This is a genomic window from Micromonospora sp. WMMD558 (genome assembly GCF_049315255.1).
Taxonomy (GTDB): domain Bacteria; phylum Actinomycetota; class Actinomycetes; order Mycobacteriales; family Micromonosporaceae; genus Micromonospora.
The window spans coordinates 6222436-6237207 of the sequence record NZ_CP186061.1 but is presented as its reverse complement, the minus strand read 5'-3'; the positions used below and the strand labels follow the sequence as shown (position 1 = coordinate 6237207).

The following is a 14772-nucleotide window of genomic DNA, read 5'->3' as shown; positions in this document are numbered from 1 at the left end:
GCGGTGGCCGGGCACAGCGCTTGGAGTCCCGTCATGACAGATACCCCTGGCCGTTCCCGAACACGTCTCCGCGGCGTACGTCGAATCGGAGGTCGGATACTCATGGTCGCCCTGAGCGCGAGCCTGGCGGCGGCGGTCACCCCCGCCTCGCCCGCCAACGCCACCACCTGGCAGGCCCGGACGTACCACGTCGACTGCGTGGCGGGCGACGACTCGGCCGACGGCACGAAGCCGAGCACCGCCTGGCGCTCGCTGGCACGGGTCAACCAGGCCACGCTCGGCCCCGGCGACAAGGTCCTCCTCCGCCGCGGCACCACCTGTGAGGGGGTGCTGGAGCCCAAGGGGTCGGGCACGCCCTCGACGCCGATCACCATCGCGGCGTACGGCACCGGCGCCCGGCCGAAGATCGTCGCGCCGGGCACCCGGGCGGCGGTCCTCCTGCGCAACGTGCAGGGCTACGAGATCCGGGACCTGGAGGTGACCAACCCGGGCCCGGCCGACGGGACCGCCCGGGTCGGCATCTACGTGCTGCTGGAGGACTACGGCACCGGCAAGCACTACGTGGTGGAGAACGTCCACGTCCACGACGTGCCGGGCTGTGACTGCCTGAACCCGGACCTGGAGAACAGCGGCGGCATCCTCTTCGAGGCCGCCGGCGACACGACGCCCACCGGCTTCGACCGGATCCGGGTGACCGACAGCATCGTGAGCGGCGTCGACAACGTCGGCATCGGGACGCTCTCCAGTTGGTCCAAGCGCGACCTGTTCCCCGGTGGGCGCAACCACTTCGTGCCGATGACGAACGTGAAGTTCCTCCGGAACACCCTGTCCGACCTCGGCGGCGACGGCATCCTGGTGATGAACGGCATCGACTCGCGGACCGCGCGCAACAAGGTCGACGGCTTCGGCCTGCGGGCCGCCCAGTCGCACGCGGCGATCCTCGCCTACAACTCCGACCGCCCGGTGATGGAGTACAACGAGATCACCGGCGGCGCCGCGTTCCCGCCGTCGTTCTCGCTCACCGTCGACGCCGGCAGCCAGGACCCGCTCTACCAGTACAACTACAGCCACGACAACAACGGGCCGTTCATCCTGTTCTGCGCGTCCGAGGGGTCGTTCGGCGACGGTGCGGTTATCCGCTACAACATCAGCGACAACGACAAGGACGTCAACCTCGACGGTTTCATCATCCCGGTCGTCGCGGCGGGCTGCGACAACGGGATCACCAACTCGAAGTTCTACAACAACACGATCTACGCGCCGAACGCCGAGAACCTCGCCGGCGCCTTCCCGCACACCTCGATCGCCTTCACCAACAACATCTTCTCCGGCAAGGCGACCGGTGCCCGGATCGACGACCCGGTGGGCGTCTACGACCACAACCTGTACCACAACGTCACCAGCATGGCGGCCAACACCACCAACGCCGTGAACGGCGACCCGCTGTTCCGTAACCCGACCGTCGACCGCCCGGCCGGCCTCCGGCTCCGGTGCGGCTCGCCGGCCGTCGACGCCGGCGTGGCCGTGCCGGACAACGGTGGCCGGGACTTCTGGGGCAACGAGGTCACCGGCACCACGCCGAACATCGGCGCGTACGAGGGGCCCTGCCTCTGACCGACCCCTTCGTGGACAGCCTTACCGCGCTCCCCGCGGTAGGGCTGTCCCCGCATGGGCGGTGGCGCGCGGTGACCGTGACACCAACGGGAGGACGACATGACCCTGGCCACCGCGCCGCTCGGGATGATCTCCGCGGCGGATCTCGACCGCTTCCTCGTCCAGGTGGGGCTGCTCCTGCTGGCCGCGCTGGTGCTCGGCCGGCTCGCCCAGCGGCTCGGCCTCTCGGCGGTCGCCGGTGAGCTCTGCGCCGGCGTCCTGCTCGGGCCCAGCCTGCTCGGTCACCTGCCCGGCCTCGGCGACTGGTTCCTGCCGCAGTCGGCCGCCCAGATCAACCTGCTCGACGCGGTCGGCCAGGTGGGCGTCCTGCTGCTGGTCGGGCTCACCGGCATCCACCTGGACCTGGACCTGGTGCGCCGCCGCGGGATGACCGCCGCCCGGATCAGCGCCGCCGGCGTGCTACTGCCGGTCGCCCTCGGCGTGCTCACCGGGCTCGCCCTGCCCGGGTCGCTGATTCCGGACGGGGTGGACGAGATCACCTTCGCCCTCTTCCTCGCCGTCGCGATGGGGGTCAGCGCCATCCCGGTCATCGCCAAGACGCTGACCGAGCTTCGGCTGGTGCACCGCAACGTCGGGCAGCTGATCCTCTGCGCGGTGACCGTCGACGACATCATCGGCTGGATGCTGCTGTCCGTCGTCTCCGCGATGGCGACGACCGGCGTCCGTGCCGGTGGCATCGCGTTCTCCGTGGCGGCCCTGGTCGCCATCCTCCTGCTGGCCGTGCTGGCCCGCCCGTTGGTCCGCCGGGCGTTGCGCCGGGCCGCGCGCGCCGACGGCGACGAGGGGGAGGCGGTGACCGTGACGACGGTGGTCGTCCTGGTGGTCCTCGCCGCCGCCACCACGCACCTGCTGCACCTGGAGGCGGTGTTCGGCGCGCTGGTGTGCGGCATCGTGATCGGCAGCTCCGGCGGCCTGGACCGGTCGCGGCTGCGGCCACTGCGGACCGTCGTCATGGCCGTGCTCGCCCCGATCTTCTTCGCCATCGCCGGCCTGCGGATGGACCTCACCGTGCTGGCCCGGCCGGTCGTGCTGCTCTCCGCGCTGGCCGTCCTGACCGTCGCGGTCGTCGGCAAGTTCGTCGGCGCGTACGTCGGCGCCCGGTTGAGCCGGCTCGGGCACTGGGAGGGGCTCGCCGTCGGCGCGGGCATGAACGCGCGGGGAGTCATCGAGATCATCATCGCCATGGTGGGCCTGCGTCTCGGGGTGCTCGGCGTCGAGACGTACACGATCCTGGTGCTGGTGGCGGTGGCCACCTCGCTGATGGCGCCGCCGGTGCTGCGGCTCAGCATGCGGCGGGTCGAGCAGACCGCCGAGGAACGGCTGCGTGCCCAGGAGCACGGCATCCCGCTGCGCGGCCCGGACGTGGCCGCGTGAACCGGCCGCCTCGACCCGCGATCGACCGGCCACCCATCGGCGATCATCATGCTCTCGGTATGCGTGAATCAACCCAGATTCTTGTCATCGGTGGCGGCCCGGCGGGCTCCACCACGGCCGGCCTGCTGGCCCAGGAGGGCTTCCAGGTCACTCTGCTGGAGCGGGACCGCTTCCCCCGTTACCACATCGGGGAGTCGATCCTGCCGTCCTGTCGCCCGATCTTCGAGAAGCTGGGCGTCTGGGAGAAGATCGAGGCGCACGGGTTCCAGCCGAAGGGCGGCGCGTACTTCGCCTGGGGGCCGGAGGAGTGGGAGGTGCGCTTCACCGACCAGGGTGCCGACAACACCAACGCCTTCCAGGTGATCCGCAGCGAGTTCGACCAGCTCCTGCTCGACCACGCCCGGACCCTCGGCGTCGACGTGGTCGAGGGGATCACCGTCCGCGACATCGAGTTCGACGGCGACCGGGCGGTCGCCGCCAACTGGCAGGAGACGAAGAACGCCGACCAGGGCGGCCGGATCGTCTTCGACCAGCTGGTCGACGCGTCCGGGCGCGGCGGCGTGCTGGCCACCCGCTACCTGCACAGCCGCCGCTTCCATGACGTGTTCCGCAACGTCGCCGCCTGGTCGTACTGGAAGGGTGCGCGGCCACTCGGCAAGGGGCCGGACGGGGCCATCGCCGTCTGCTCGGTGCCCAACGGCTGGTTCTGGGCGATCCCGCTGCACGACGGGACGCTCAGCGTCGGCCTGGTCACCGGCCGGGACCTGTTCAACGACAGCCGGGGACGGCTGGGCAGCATCCAGGCCGTGTACGACGAGGCGATGGCGCAGTGCCCGACGGTGCTGGAGATGCTCGACGGCGCCGAGCAGGTCGCCGACATGAAGGTCGAGCAGGACTACTCGTACGTGTCGGAGACCTTCGCCGGGCCCGGCTACCTGCTGTCCGGCGACGCCGCGTGCTTCCTGGACCCGTTGCTGTCCACCGGCGTGCACCTCGCCACCTACAGCGGGATGCTCGCGGCGGCCAGCATCTCCAGCGTGCTGCGCGGTGAGGTCGCCGAGGACGAGGCGGGGCGGTTCTACCAGACCGTCTACCGGCACGCGTACGAGCGCCTGCTCGTGCTCGTCTCGGTGTTCTACGAGAGCTACCGCGGCAAGGACTACCACTTCTACAACGCGCAGCGGCTCACCAGCGACGAGCGGGACCGGCTGCACCTCCAGGCGGCGTTCGACCGGATCATCACCGGCATCGCCGACCTCAACGACGCCGAGAACGCGTACAAGCTGGTCCAGTCGCACCTCCAGGGTGACACCAGCGGTGACCCGAACCCGCTGAACAACCTCAACCGGGTCCACGAGATGAAGCAGTCCCCGTTCAACCCGGAGAACGCGGTCGAGGGCCTCTACCTGGCGCTCGAACCGCGGCTCGCCCTGAGGCGCCGGTAGCCGGCGGCCCGACGGGAGATCGCCCCACCTCCGACGCGGGAGGTGGGGCGATCTGGTGTGCCGGTCCGGGCCGGGGGACGCAGCCGGGTCAGGTGGCAGCGGCCTGGCTCAGCCGCCGCAGCAGCCCTTTCGGGTCGGCCAGCGGCGGCAGGGCCGCCAGGACGCCCGACACCCCGACCTCCTCCAGCCGGCGCAGGTGCTCGCCCACCTCGGCGACGGTGCCGGTCACCCCGGTCATCTCCAGCGCCAGGTCGACCAGGCCCAACTCCTCCAGCAGCCGCGCGTTCTTGCCGCCGACGGTGTGGTCCCACACGTCGTAGCGCCGCTCCATCTCCTCCACCGCGGGCAGCAGCTCGGGCGGAACGGTGGAGCGCATGTGCGGCGACTTCAACCGCAGTGCCACGTCGGAGGCGAGCGCCGCGCCGATCTCGGCGTTCGCCTCGGCCCGGCTGTCCTTGACGGACACGAAGCTGAACCCCCACACCTGGACGGCGTCCGGGTCCCGGCCGGCCGCCTCGGCGGCCGCCCGGACCTGGGCGACCTTGCGGGCCACCCGCTCGGTGGACATGCCGACGGTGGTGACCACCCCGTCGGCCAGCTCGCCGGCGAGCCGCAGGCTCTTCGGGTAGTCGGCGGCGACCAGCACCGGCACGTCGCGCACCCGCTCCAACGGTTCGGTGTCGAAGCCGTCGACCCGGGCCGAGTCGCCGCGCAGCACGGCCCGTACCGCGGTCACGTAGTCGCGCAGCTCGTGCGGGGTGGCGACCGGGGAGCGGCCGACCACCCGCCGGACGCTGCCGCCGTTGCCGACCGCGAGCATCGCCCGGCCGCCGGTCACCTCGTGCAGGGTCGAGATCGCCGTGGCGGTCGCCGCCGGGTGGCGGAAGAACGGCGTCGTCACCATCGGCGTGAGCGTCGCCCGTCGCGTCTCGTACGCCGCGACGGTCAGCGACACGTACATCTCGTAGGCGCGGGCCGGCGTGTCGCCGACCCCGATGACGTCGTATCCGAGGTCATCGGCCAGTCGGACGACGCTCCGGAACTCCGCGAGGTCGTCCGCCCATTCAATGATCGCTCCGAGTTTCAGGGGGCATCCCTCCGCCGGTACGGCTGGCACGGCCGGTGCGCAGCTCACGGACATTCGGCGCTGGCGCGCGACCTCCATCGGACACGACCGGCCTCGAGGGGGTGTCGAGCGCGGCCGCACCGCCGCGGCGAGCCGGGACGGGCCGGCCCCGGTGACGCCGTGCCCGACCTGAGGTCGACCGTCGCTCGACCGGCCCTCCGGCGCTCCCGGCCACAGTGGCCGCACCGCCGCTCGGAGGAGGGCGGTGCCGCCGGGCGCCCGGACGCTCGGCAGGAAACCCGACCGTGAATCCCAGGGAGTCCGCAATGGATATCGGAGTCTGCCTGCCGACGACCATCCCCGGCGCGCAGGGACGACAACTGATCGAGTTCGCCCGGCGGGCCGAGCGGCTCGGCTTCCACAGCCTGACCGTCGCCGACCGCGTCGTGTACGACAACTACGACGGCATCGTCTCGCTGGCCGCCGCCGCGGCGGTGACCGAGCGGATCAAGCTGGTCACCGGCATCCTGCTGGCCGCGTACCGGCCCAGCCCGGTGGAGCTGGCCAAGCAGCTCGCCAGCCTCGACCGGCTCTCCGAGGGCCGGCTGATCCTCGGCGTGTCCGCCGGTATGCGGGAGGACGACTACGCCGCCACCGGCACCGACTTCCACACCCGCGGCCGGCGGCTCGACGCGACGCTGGAGGAGCTCCGCCAGGTCTGGCAGGGCGCCGGGCCGGTCCCCGGGGTCGGGCCGCGGCCCACCAACGGTGACATCCCGATCTGGGTCGGCGGGCACTCACCGGCCGGTCTGCGCCGGGCGGCCCGCTACGGCATCGGCTGGATCTCCCCGGGCGGCCCGCCGCACAAGTACCCGGAGCTGGTCACCAAGGTCAAGGAGCTGTGGGCGGAGGAGAAGCGCGAGGGCGAGCCGCGGATGGGCGCCAACCTCTACGTGTCGCTCGGGCCGGACGGCCAGCAGCTGGCCATGGAGCACATGCACAGCTACTACGCCTACATGGGCCAGATGGTCGAGCACCTCGCGAAGGGCGCCGTCACCGACGAGGGCAAGCTCCGCGACGTGGTCGACGGGTACGCGGCCAACGGCTGCGACGAACTGCTGATCCTGTCCTGCACGGCCGATCCGGACCACCTCGACCGGATCGCCGCCGTGGTCCTGGGCTGACGACGCGATGGGAAGCCAGAACGGCCGGCGGCTGCGGGTCCTCGTCGTCGGCGGCGGCGTCGGCGGGCTCTGCCTCGCGCAGGGGCTGCGCCAGGCCGGCGTCGCCGACGTGACGGTCTTCGAGCGGGACGCCTCCGCCGAGGGCCGCATGCAGGGGTACCGGCTGCGGATCAGCCCGGAGGGCGAGGCCGCCCTGCGGGAGTGCCTGCCCCGGCGGGCGCAGGACCTGCTCACCGCCACCGCCAACGACCGCCACCAGCTCGGCCTGGTCGCGTTCGACGAGCGGCTCAACCCGCTGCCCGCGCCGACCTTCGACGACCCGCGCGGCGACGCGCCGGACAAGATCGACGCGGTCGACCGGGCGACGCTGCGCCGGGTGCTGCTCGCCGGCCTGGACGACGTGGTGCGCTTCGACAAGCGGTTCGTCCGCTACGAGCACGTCGACGGCGAGGTGGTGGCCCACTTCGCCGACGGCGACCACGCGGTCGGGGACGTGCTGGTGGCGGCCGACGGGGCGCACTCCGCCGTCCGCGCCCAGCTCCGCCCCGACGACACCACCCAGGACCTCGGCGTACGGGCGATCCTGTCCCGAACGCCCCGGACGGCCGCGATCGAGGCGGGCCTGCCGGAGTCGCTGCGCGACCGGTTCGTCAACGTGACCGCACCGGACGGGCTGCGGCTCGCCCTGATGCCGATGGTGTTCCGGACACCGCCGGCGCGGGCGGCCGGGAAGCTGTGGCCGGGGCTGGACCTGGGCGGGTCCGAGGACTACTACATGTCCGTCTTCAGCGTCCACAAGGACCTGCTCGGCCTGGCCGACGAGGCGTTCTTCGCGCTCACCGGCGAGCAGCTGTGCCGGCTGGTGCTCGACCGTACCGTCGACTGGCACCCGGACCTGCGCGGGGTCTTCGCCCACGCGCAGCCCGCGGAGACGTACCCGCTCGCGCTGCGGGCGACGGTGCCGGTGCGGGCGTGGGAGCCGGGCCCGGTGATCCCCCTCGGCGACGCGGTGCACCTGATGCCGCCGACCGGGGGAGTGGGCGCGAACACCGCCCTGCGCGACGCGAGCGGGTTGTGCCGGGCGTTGACGGCCGTCGCCCGGGGTGAGGCGCCCCTGGCCGAGGCGGTGGCCGGTTACCAGGCCGAGATGGTGCGGTACGCCACCGAGGCGATCGAGATGTCCCTCAAGATCGCCCGGTGGTCCATGAAGAAGATCGACGTCGGCGTTCGAGCGTAAAGGCGGGCGGTTCCAGTGACCACGACAGCGACAGACACCAGCCGGCCGGCCGGCATCCTGCGGCTGGCCAACTCCTTCTGCGACGCCAAGGCGCTGCTGACGGCGGTGGAACTCGGCCTCTTCACCACGCTGCGGGCGGGCCCGGCCAGCGTCGAGGAGATCCGGGGCAAGCTCGGCCTGCACGGCCGCGGCCTGTCCGACTGGCTCGACCTGCTGGTCGAACTGCGGCTGCTGGAGGAGGTCGACGGCCGCTACCGCAACGGCTCGGGCGCCGACCGCTTCCTGGTGCGCGGCGAGGAGTCGTACATCGGCGGCTTCATCGAGCGGTCCAACCGCAACCTGTACCCGGCGTGGGGCCGGCTGGGCGAGGCGCTGCGCACCGGCAAGCCGCAGTCCGGCAGCAGCTTCGAGGCGGTGGTGGAGAACCCGCAGATCCTCAAGCAGTTCATCCACTCCATGGACGCGCTGACCCGGGTCCTCGGGCCGCAGCTGATCGAGGCGTTCGGCGAGTGGTCCGACCACGCCTCGGTGCTCGACGTCGGCGGCTGCCGGGGCAGCCTGGCGGCGCAGATCGTCACCGCCCACCCGAACCTGGCCGGGCACGTGTTCGACCTGCCGCAGATGGAGCCGTTCTTCACCGAGCAGGCCGCCGAGAAGGGCCTCACCGACCGGCTGACCTTCCACGGGGGGAGCTTCTTCGAGAACCCGCTGCCCCGGGCGGACATCGTGGTGATGGGGCACGTCCTGCACGACTGGGACCGCGATCAGCGGAAGTTCCTGGTGGAGAAGGCGTTCCACGCGGTCAACCCGGGTGGCGTCCTGCTCGTGTACGACCGGATGCTCGACCGCCCGTCCAGCCGGGTGGAGAACCTGGTGATCAGCCTCGACATGCTGCTGGTCACCGACGGCGGCTCCGAGTACCCGGTGGGCGAGCTGCGCGAGCACGCCGAGGCCGCCGGCTTCGTCAAGATCGAGGACCGCCTGCTGGGTGACGACGACACCCTGGTCGTGGCCCGCAAGGCCGCCTGACCGGTCCGCGAGGCCGGGGTACGCCGCTCGCGACGTACCCCGGCCCCGTCGTGCGTGGGGCGCCTTCCGGCACCGCCGCCGCAATGCGCAGCGCCTCCCGACGTCGCCGCAAGATCCGCGCAACTTCACGGAAAGAGTGCCCTCCGGCCGCGGCCGACACCACTCTTTCCCTGAAGTTGCGGCCTCCGGTGTGCGGGGTGGGCGGTCAGGCGGCGCGGTGGCAGATGACCAGGGTCTCGTTGTCGTCCAGGGGCTGCTGACGTACCGACGTGAAGCCGGCCGCCTTCGCGTACCCGGCCAGCTCACCGACGGGGTACTCGGAGCCCTCCTCGGTGACCAGCGCCATGATGAGGCTCGCCACCAGGTTGTCGACGCGGGGTGCCGCCTCGTCGAGCATCCGGTCGTGCACCAGCAGCACACCGCCCGGCCGGACCGCCCGGTACGCGGCCCAGACCAGTTCCTCGCGCTGCCAGGGCCGCCAGTTGTGCAGGATGTGACCGAACACCACCACGTCGGCGGGTGGCAGCGGGTCGGCGAAGAAGTTGCCGGCGTGGAAGCGGACCCGGTCGGCGGTGCCCAGTTCGGCCATGTGCTCGGCGCAGACCGGGCCGAGCTGCGGCAGGTCGAACACGTGCCCGGCCAGGTGCGGGTGCGCCAGGACGAGCTGGCCGACCAGGCTGCCCCGGCAGCCACCCACGTCGAGCACCGAGCCGTACGCCGTCCAGTCGATCGCGGCCACCAGCCGCGGGATCAGCGGGCGCAGCACACCGTCCATCATGTGCGCGTACCGCCGGAGCCCGGTCGGGTCGGCGAGCATGCCGGCGAAGTCCGCCGCCGGCGTGCGTGGCCGCCCGGTGCGCAGCGTCTCGGTCAGGCCGTTCCACACCGGGTACAGGTTGGCCTTGGCGCCGCGCAGGAACCCGGTCACGTCCTCCGGCCCGCGCCCGGTGAGGAACCGGTCGACGTCGTCGGCGTTGTGGTAGCGGCCGTCCTCGACGTACAGCAGGTCCAGCGCCACCAGCAGGTTCAGGAAGTCGTCCAGCCCGCGCCCGTGCAGGCCCAGCCGGTCGCGGATCTCCGCGCCGGTGGCGGGGGTGTCCCGCAGCGTACGGAACAGGTCCAGCTCGACCGCCGTCAGCAGCGCCTGGGATTCGCAGAAGGCGTTGCCGAGGCGGAGCAGGCGAGCGGGGGATGCGGTGACCGTACCCGTCATCGGGCGGCTCCCTTCGGGGCGCGGACGGAGAACGCCCCCGATGGTGCCGGCCCACCTTGGAACGCCGCTCGACGCGCGGCTGTACCGGCTCTCGAGTCCGCTGTCGCACGATCGGGCGCGCGCGGCGGCCCCGGCGGACGCCCGCCGCGACGGACGACGACACGGCGATCGGTGGTCATCATGCGTGTGTTTGCGACCAAGGAGACCTGCGCGGTGAGCAGCCTCTGCGTCTACCAGGCGCCGGAGGTCTTCGACCAGGACGAGGAGGGCCAGGTCGAGGTGCTCGACCCCGAGCCGCCCGCGGAACTTCACGAGGATGTACGGATCGCGGTACGCGGGTGTCCCACCCGATCCATTCGCGTCGAGTAATCTGGGGCGCACGTTGCGTACGGGCCGCGGTGTGCCTCGGCCGGCGGGAAGCCGGTGGGGTGCGCCGCGGTCCGCGCCCGTCCGGCCCTGTCCCCGGCCCCTCGGCCGCCTCACGATGGAGACACCGTTGCTGGCGAGTTCCCCGCAGGACACCCCCGCCCAGGCGACCCCACCGGCCCAGACCACGGGCCGCCGCCGGTCCACCCGGCGCCGCATCCTGAAGGCGGGCCTGATCGGCGTGCCGGCCGTCCTGGCCGTGGGGGGTGCCGGCTTCGGCATCTGGTACGCGGTCAGCGACGTCGACACCGTCGGCGAGGTCGACTTCCTCAACGAGCTCGCCATCCCGCCGCTGCTCACCGGCCGTCAGGAGGGCGGGCGACGCGTGTTCGACCTGACCGCCGGCGCCGGTGAACGCCAGTTCCGGGCGGGTCGGGCGACCAGCACGTGGGGCTTCGACAGCGGGCACCTCGGCCCGACCCTGCGGGCGACCCGCGGGGAGACGGTGCTCGTCAACGTCCGCAACGACCTGCCCGAGACCACCACCGTCCACTGGCACGGCATGCACCTGCCGGCCCCGATGGACGGTGGCCCACACCAGCCGATCAGGTCGGGCGCCACCTGGTCACCGACCTGGAAGATCGACCAGCCGGCCGCGACGCTGTGGTACCACCCGCACCCGCACGGCCGCACCGCCCACCACGTCTACCGGGGCATGGCCGGCCTGTTCATCGTGGACGAGCCCGCTGCGGCGGCTGCCCGGCTGCCCACCCGGTACGGCGTCGACGACGTCCCGGTGGTCGTGCAGGACGTCAACCTCGACGACGACAACCAGCTTGACGAGGGCTACTCGCGGATCGCCGACGTCGGCATCCTCGGTGACACGCTGCTGGTGAACGGCACCGTCGGGCCGTACCTCACGGTGACGACCGAGCGGGTGCGGCTGCGCCTGGTCAACGCCTCCCCGGCCCGTGTCTACAACTTCGGGCTCTCCGACGACCGGCCGTTCGCGCTGGTCGGCACCGACGGCGGTCTGCTGCCCGCCCCGCACACCACCGAGCGGGTCCAGCTCTCCCCGGGCGAGCGGGCCGAGATCGTGGTCACCGTACGGGCGGGGGAGCGGATCGTGCTGCGCAGCTACCCACCGGCGCTCGGCCTCGACCCGATCAACAGCCGGATCACCGGCGGCGACGACCGGTTCGACGTCCTCGAACTCCGCGCGGCCGACCAGCTCAGCCCGTCGCCCGAGCCGGCCGCCACCCTCGCCGACCCGCCCCGCCTCGGCGTGGACGCCGCCGCGCCGCCCGCCCGCCGCTTCGAACTGGCCGGCACCAGCCAGATCAACGGCCTGACGATGGACATGAACCGCATCGACTTCGGAGTCACCAGGGGCACCACCGAGGTGTGGGAGGTCATCAGCCCGTTCCCGAAGCCGCACAACTTCCACGTGCACGGGACCCAGTTCCAGGTGCTCTCGGTGAACGGGCAGGCGCCGCCGCCCGAGCTGGCCGGCTGGAAGGACACCGTCTACACCACCCCCGAGGTGCCGATGCGGCTGGCGGTGCGGTTCAGCGAGTACGCCGACCGCAACGTCCCGTTCATGTACCACTGCCACCTGCTGCTGCACGAGGACAAGGGCATGATGGGCCAGTTCGTCGTCATGGAGCCCGGCCAGACCCCCGGCACCCCGCCGCATTCCGACCACGACTGAGGCGGCCTCGACCGAGACGTCAGGTCGTCTCGTCGGCGTGACGTGCGGCTCCGGTGCCGAAGCCGGGGCGGGTTTCCCGCTCGGCCAGCGGCTCCAACTCCTGGAACAGGGTGATCTGCAGTCCGGCCGGCGCCTGCAGGCGGGCGTTGAGCGAGCGCCACGGCGTGACCCTGGGCGGGGCGAGCTCGGTGGCACCGGCTTCGGTCGCCTCCCGCGTACGTGCCGCGGTGTCGTCGACCTCGAACGCGACGCGGATGCGGGGCGCGATCTGACGGCCCACCTCCACATCGTCGATCATCCGCTTCTGCGCCGGGTTGGCGATCTCCAACGTGGCTCGGCCGGCATCGAGGATCACCACGCGGGCGTCGCCCTCACCTTCGAAAGCCGCCTGCTCCGGCAGGCCCAACACGTCCCGGTAGAACGCCACCGCCTCGGCGTAGTCCTCGGCCTCCACGACCAGCCGCAGCTGCCGTACCCGATTCCCGTCGGTCATCGTGCGACAGTACGGCAGCAGCCGGCCACCCGGTTCTTCGCCAGGGGGCGCAAGGGAGCGCGCGCACGTCGCTGGGCCTCCCCCAAGATCCGCGCAGATTCACGGAAAGAGTGGCCTCCGCACGCCCGGAGGCCACTCTTTCCCTGAAAGTGCGGGCGACTGCCCGTTCCAGACCTCCTGGCTCGTCCCCGGCCCGGAGGATGCTCACCGCAGCCAGCCGAGGAAGCGGCGGTGCAGTATGCCGGCGGGCGCCCAGGTCAGGTCCTCGGTGGCGCGAACGAGTTGTGCCCCCAGGTACAGGGCCAGGGACACCGGAGCGTCCGCGTACTCCGCCCGCAGCTCCTGCCGCCGGGTCGGGCACGGCTACGGAGCGCCGCAGCCACCGCAACTCCAGACCGGCAGCACCGGCCCGTGCGTGGTCACTCGCCCCGCTCCACGGATCATGCTGGCGGCGTGCGATCGGCCGGGGCACCGTCCACCCCGGAATGGCCCGACGTATCGCGTGCCTGTCTCAGCAAGCGCTGTCGGGCTGCCTCCTGCTCACCTGCCTGGATGCGCTGTCCGGTGCTGAAGGTAAGCGACGCGAACGGAGAGAGCCGCCTGGCGAGCCGACGCAGCAGCCTGATGATCGCCTTCACGGTTTCTGCTCCCTCCGTTCGGAGGGCGCGGATCCGCCGACGGATGGCATCCTGCTTTCCGCGCCCTCGTCCAAGAAGGACAGCGTCACCCCACTTCGGGCGTCGATCCAGGCCGTGACCGTCCGCTAACGGGCTGTTCCGTCCGCTGTTGGCTGACGACGCGGCGCGTACTCGGTGCACAGCTCGCGTAGCGCCGCCGCCTCCGGCACGCCGGCCTGTTCCACCTTCGCCAACAGTTCGGCCGCCCGCCACCAGTTCGAGGGCACGACCCGCCCGGACGCGACAGCCTCCGCGCCCAGGGCGGTCGCCTCGTCGAGCTGGCCTGCGGCGACGAGGGCAAGGCCCAGGTCCAGGCGCGCCGACGCGGACCGGCGGGGTCGTGCCCCACCGTCGCCGTCCGGGTCCAGATCGGCGAGTACGGACCGAGCGACCTGCTCGGCACCGGGATCGCCCGCCCACGCCAACGTCGTCGCCGTGTAGGCGGCGGCCTTTGCCGGGTCGTAGCGATAGTGGTGCTCCGCGCGCTCGGGAACCGGCAAGTTCGCGGTCAGCCGCTCCACCCGCTCCAGGGCGTGCCGCGTCGCACGAACGTCACCCGTCCGCGCCCATGCGCGCGCCTCCTGCGCGGTGGCCTGGATACGGGCGGAGCTGCCCTTCGGGGCGACCTGTTGGGCCTGAAGGGAGAGGTCGAGCGCCTTTCGGTAGTCGCCCTGGGTCAGCACATCCCAAGCCCGCGTCTCCAGGCACCATCCCCGGATCTCAGCGTGTTCGGCGTGATGGGCAAGGTCGAGGGCCGCCCTGAGATGTGCCCTCGCCGCTGCTCGTTGTTGCAGGTCGATGTGAACGGTGGCCCGTAGCACCGCCAGCCAGCCGCCGGCGACCAGGAGGCGGCGCTGCTGGGCGAGCGTGACGCGCCCGTCGAGCAGACGCACCACGTAGGTGAGGTGCCGTCGTACCAGCGGCAGCAGGTCGGCGGGTGCCGCAGTCGGGTAGGCGCTGGCGAGGTCGTCAACGCCCTGCTCGATGCGGTCTATCACGTCCTTGCTGACATCACTTGCGGCGACTCGCGAACGCAGCTCGGCGGCCTCGGCGGCGTGGTCGACCGGCACCTCGACAAGGCGAGCCAGCGCACCGCCCGCGTCGAGCACCTCATCCAGGTGGCGGGCGGTGTCGAGGGTGGGAGCCTTGAGTCCCACCTCCAACTCGTGCAGGTGGCTCTTGCTCCGGTGGGCAAGCTGGCCCAGGGAACGCAGAGACAACCCGCGTCGTTCACGAAGCTCGCGTAGCGCTACGCCGAGGCGGGGATCCACCGACGGTGCCATCGCACTGCTCCCAGGTAGGT

The 14772-nt window shown here is 72.0% G+C and carries 13 protein-coding genes; 8 read left to right on the top strand and 5 right to left on the bottom strand.

Annotated elements, in window-relative coordinates; translation table 11 throughout:
* Positions 1-102: 102 nt before the first annotated feature.
* The 3 genes from ACN26Y_RS29440 to ACN26Y_RS29430 all read left to right on the top strand — a co-directional run bounded on the left by ACN26Y_RS29440 (position 103) and on the right by ACN26Y_RS29430 (position 4493).
* Positions 103-1614, top strand: a complete 1512-nt coding sequence (locus ACN26Y_RS29440) for a right-handed parallel beta-helix repeat-containing protein (RefSeq protein WP_155333331.1) — start codon at positions 103-105, stop codon at positions 1612-1614.
* A gap of 99 nt (positions 1615-1713) precedes the next feature.
* Entirely contained in the window at positions 1714-3048 is a 1335-nt protein-coding gene (locus ACN26Y_RS29435; protein WP_422733964.1) for a cation:proton antiporter, read from the top strand.
* Between the two features lie 59 nt (positions 3049-3107).
* Positions 3108-4493: an NAD(P)/FAD-dependent oxidoreductase gene (locus ACN26Y_RS29430; RefSeq protein WP_155333329.1), complete on the top strand. Its 1386-nt coding sequence runs from the start codon at positions 3108-3110 to the stop codon at positions 4491-4493.
* A gap of 88 nt (positions 4494-4581) precedes the next feature.
* On the opposite strand, the gene ACN26Y_RS29425 is transcribed toward ACN26Y_RS29430, so the two are convergent.
* Positions 4582-5610 carry an LLM class flavin-dependent oxidoreductase gene (locus ACN26Y_RS29425; RefSeq protein ID WP_196255740.1) on the bottom strand — a complete coding sequence of 343 codons (1029 nt, stop codon included), beginning with the start codon at positions 5608-5610 and terminating at the stop codon, positions 4582-4584.
* Between the two features lie 275 nt (positions 5611-5885).
* On the opposite strand from ACN26Y_RS29425, the gene ACN26Y_RS29420 reads away from it, so the two are divergent.
* Genes ACN26Y_RS29420 through ACN26Y_RS29410 form a run of 3 tightly spaced genes read left to right on the top strand, consistent with a single transcriptional unit; the run spans position 5886 to position 9009 of the window.
* Positions 5886-6743, top strand: a complete 858-nt coding sequence (locus tag ACN26Y_RS29420; protein ID WP_422733963.1) for an LLM class flavin-dependent oxidoreductase — start codon at positions 5886-5888, stop codon at positions 6741-6743.
* A gap of 7 nt (positions 6744-6750) precedes the next feature.
* Complete coding sequence (locus ACN26Y_RS29415; RefSeq protein ID WP_155333326.1) at positions 6751-7980, top strand: FAD-dependent oxidoreductase; 1230 nt, start codon at positions 6751-6753, stop codon at positions 7978-7980.
* Positions 7981-7995: 15 nt separating this feature from the next.
* On the top strand, positions 7996-9009 hold the full coding sequence (locus tag ACN26Y_RS29410; RefSeq protein WP_155333325.1) for a methyltransferase: 1014 nt from the start codon (positions 7996-7998) through the stop codon (positions 9007-9009).
* 205 nt (positions 9010-9214) lie between these two features.
* On the opposite strand, the gene ACN26Y_RS29405 is transcribed toward ACN26Y_RS29410, so the two are convergent.
* Positions 9215-10222, bottom strand: coding sequence for a methyltransferase (locus tag ACN26Y_RS29405; RefSeq protein ID WP_155333324.1), 1008 nt, complete (start codon positions 10220-10222; stop codon positions 9215-9217).
* 180 nt (positions 10223-10402) lie between these two features.
* On the opposite strand from ACN26Y_RS29405, the gene ACN26Y_RS29400 reads away from it, so the two are divergent.
* Both ACN26Y_RS29400 and ACN26Y_RS29395 read left to right on the top strand, forming a co-directional pair.
* Positions 10403-10591 (top strand): ferredoxin, encoded by a 189-nt coding sequence (locus tag ACN26Y_RS29400; RefSeq protein WP_155333323.1) that lies wholly within the window; start codon positions 10403-10405, stop codon positions 10589-10591.
* Positions 10592-10718: 127 nt separating this feature from the next.
* Complete coding sequence (locus ACN26Y_RS29395; protein WP_422733962.1) at positions 10719-12299, top strand: multicopper oxidase family protein; 1581 nt, start codon at positions 10719-10721, stop codon at positions 12297-12299.
* Between the two features lie 19 nt (positions 12300-12318).
* On the opposite strand, the gene ACN26Y_RS29390 is transcribed toward ACN26Y_RS29395, so the two are convergent.
* The 3 genes from ACN26Y_RS29390 to ACN26Y_RS29380 all read right to left on the bottom strand — a co-directional run bounded on the left by ACN26Y_RS29390 (position 12319) and on the right by ACN26Y_RS29380 (position 14752).
* Positions 12319-12792, bottom strand: a complete 474-nt coding sequence (locus tag ACN26Y_RS29390; protein WP_155333322.1) for a VOC family protein — start codon at positions 12790-12792, stop codon at positions 12319-12321.
* A gap of 440 nt (positions 12793-13232) precedes the next feature.
* Entirely contained in the window at positions 13233-13430 is a 198-nt protein-coding gene (locus ACN26Y_RS29385) for a hypothetical protein (RefSeq protein ID WP_155333321.1), read from the bottom strand.
* 125 nt (positions 13431-13555) lie between these two features.
* Positions 13556-14752 carry a helix-turn-helix domain-containing protein gene (locus ACN26Y_RS29380; RefSeq protein ID WP_422733961.1) on the bottom strand — a complete coding sequence of 399 codons (1197 nt, stop codon included), beginning with the start codon at positions 14750-14752 and terminating at the stop codon, positions 13556-13558.
* Between the last annotated feature and the right edge of the window lie 20 nt (positions 14753-14772).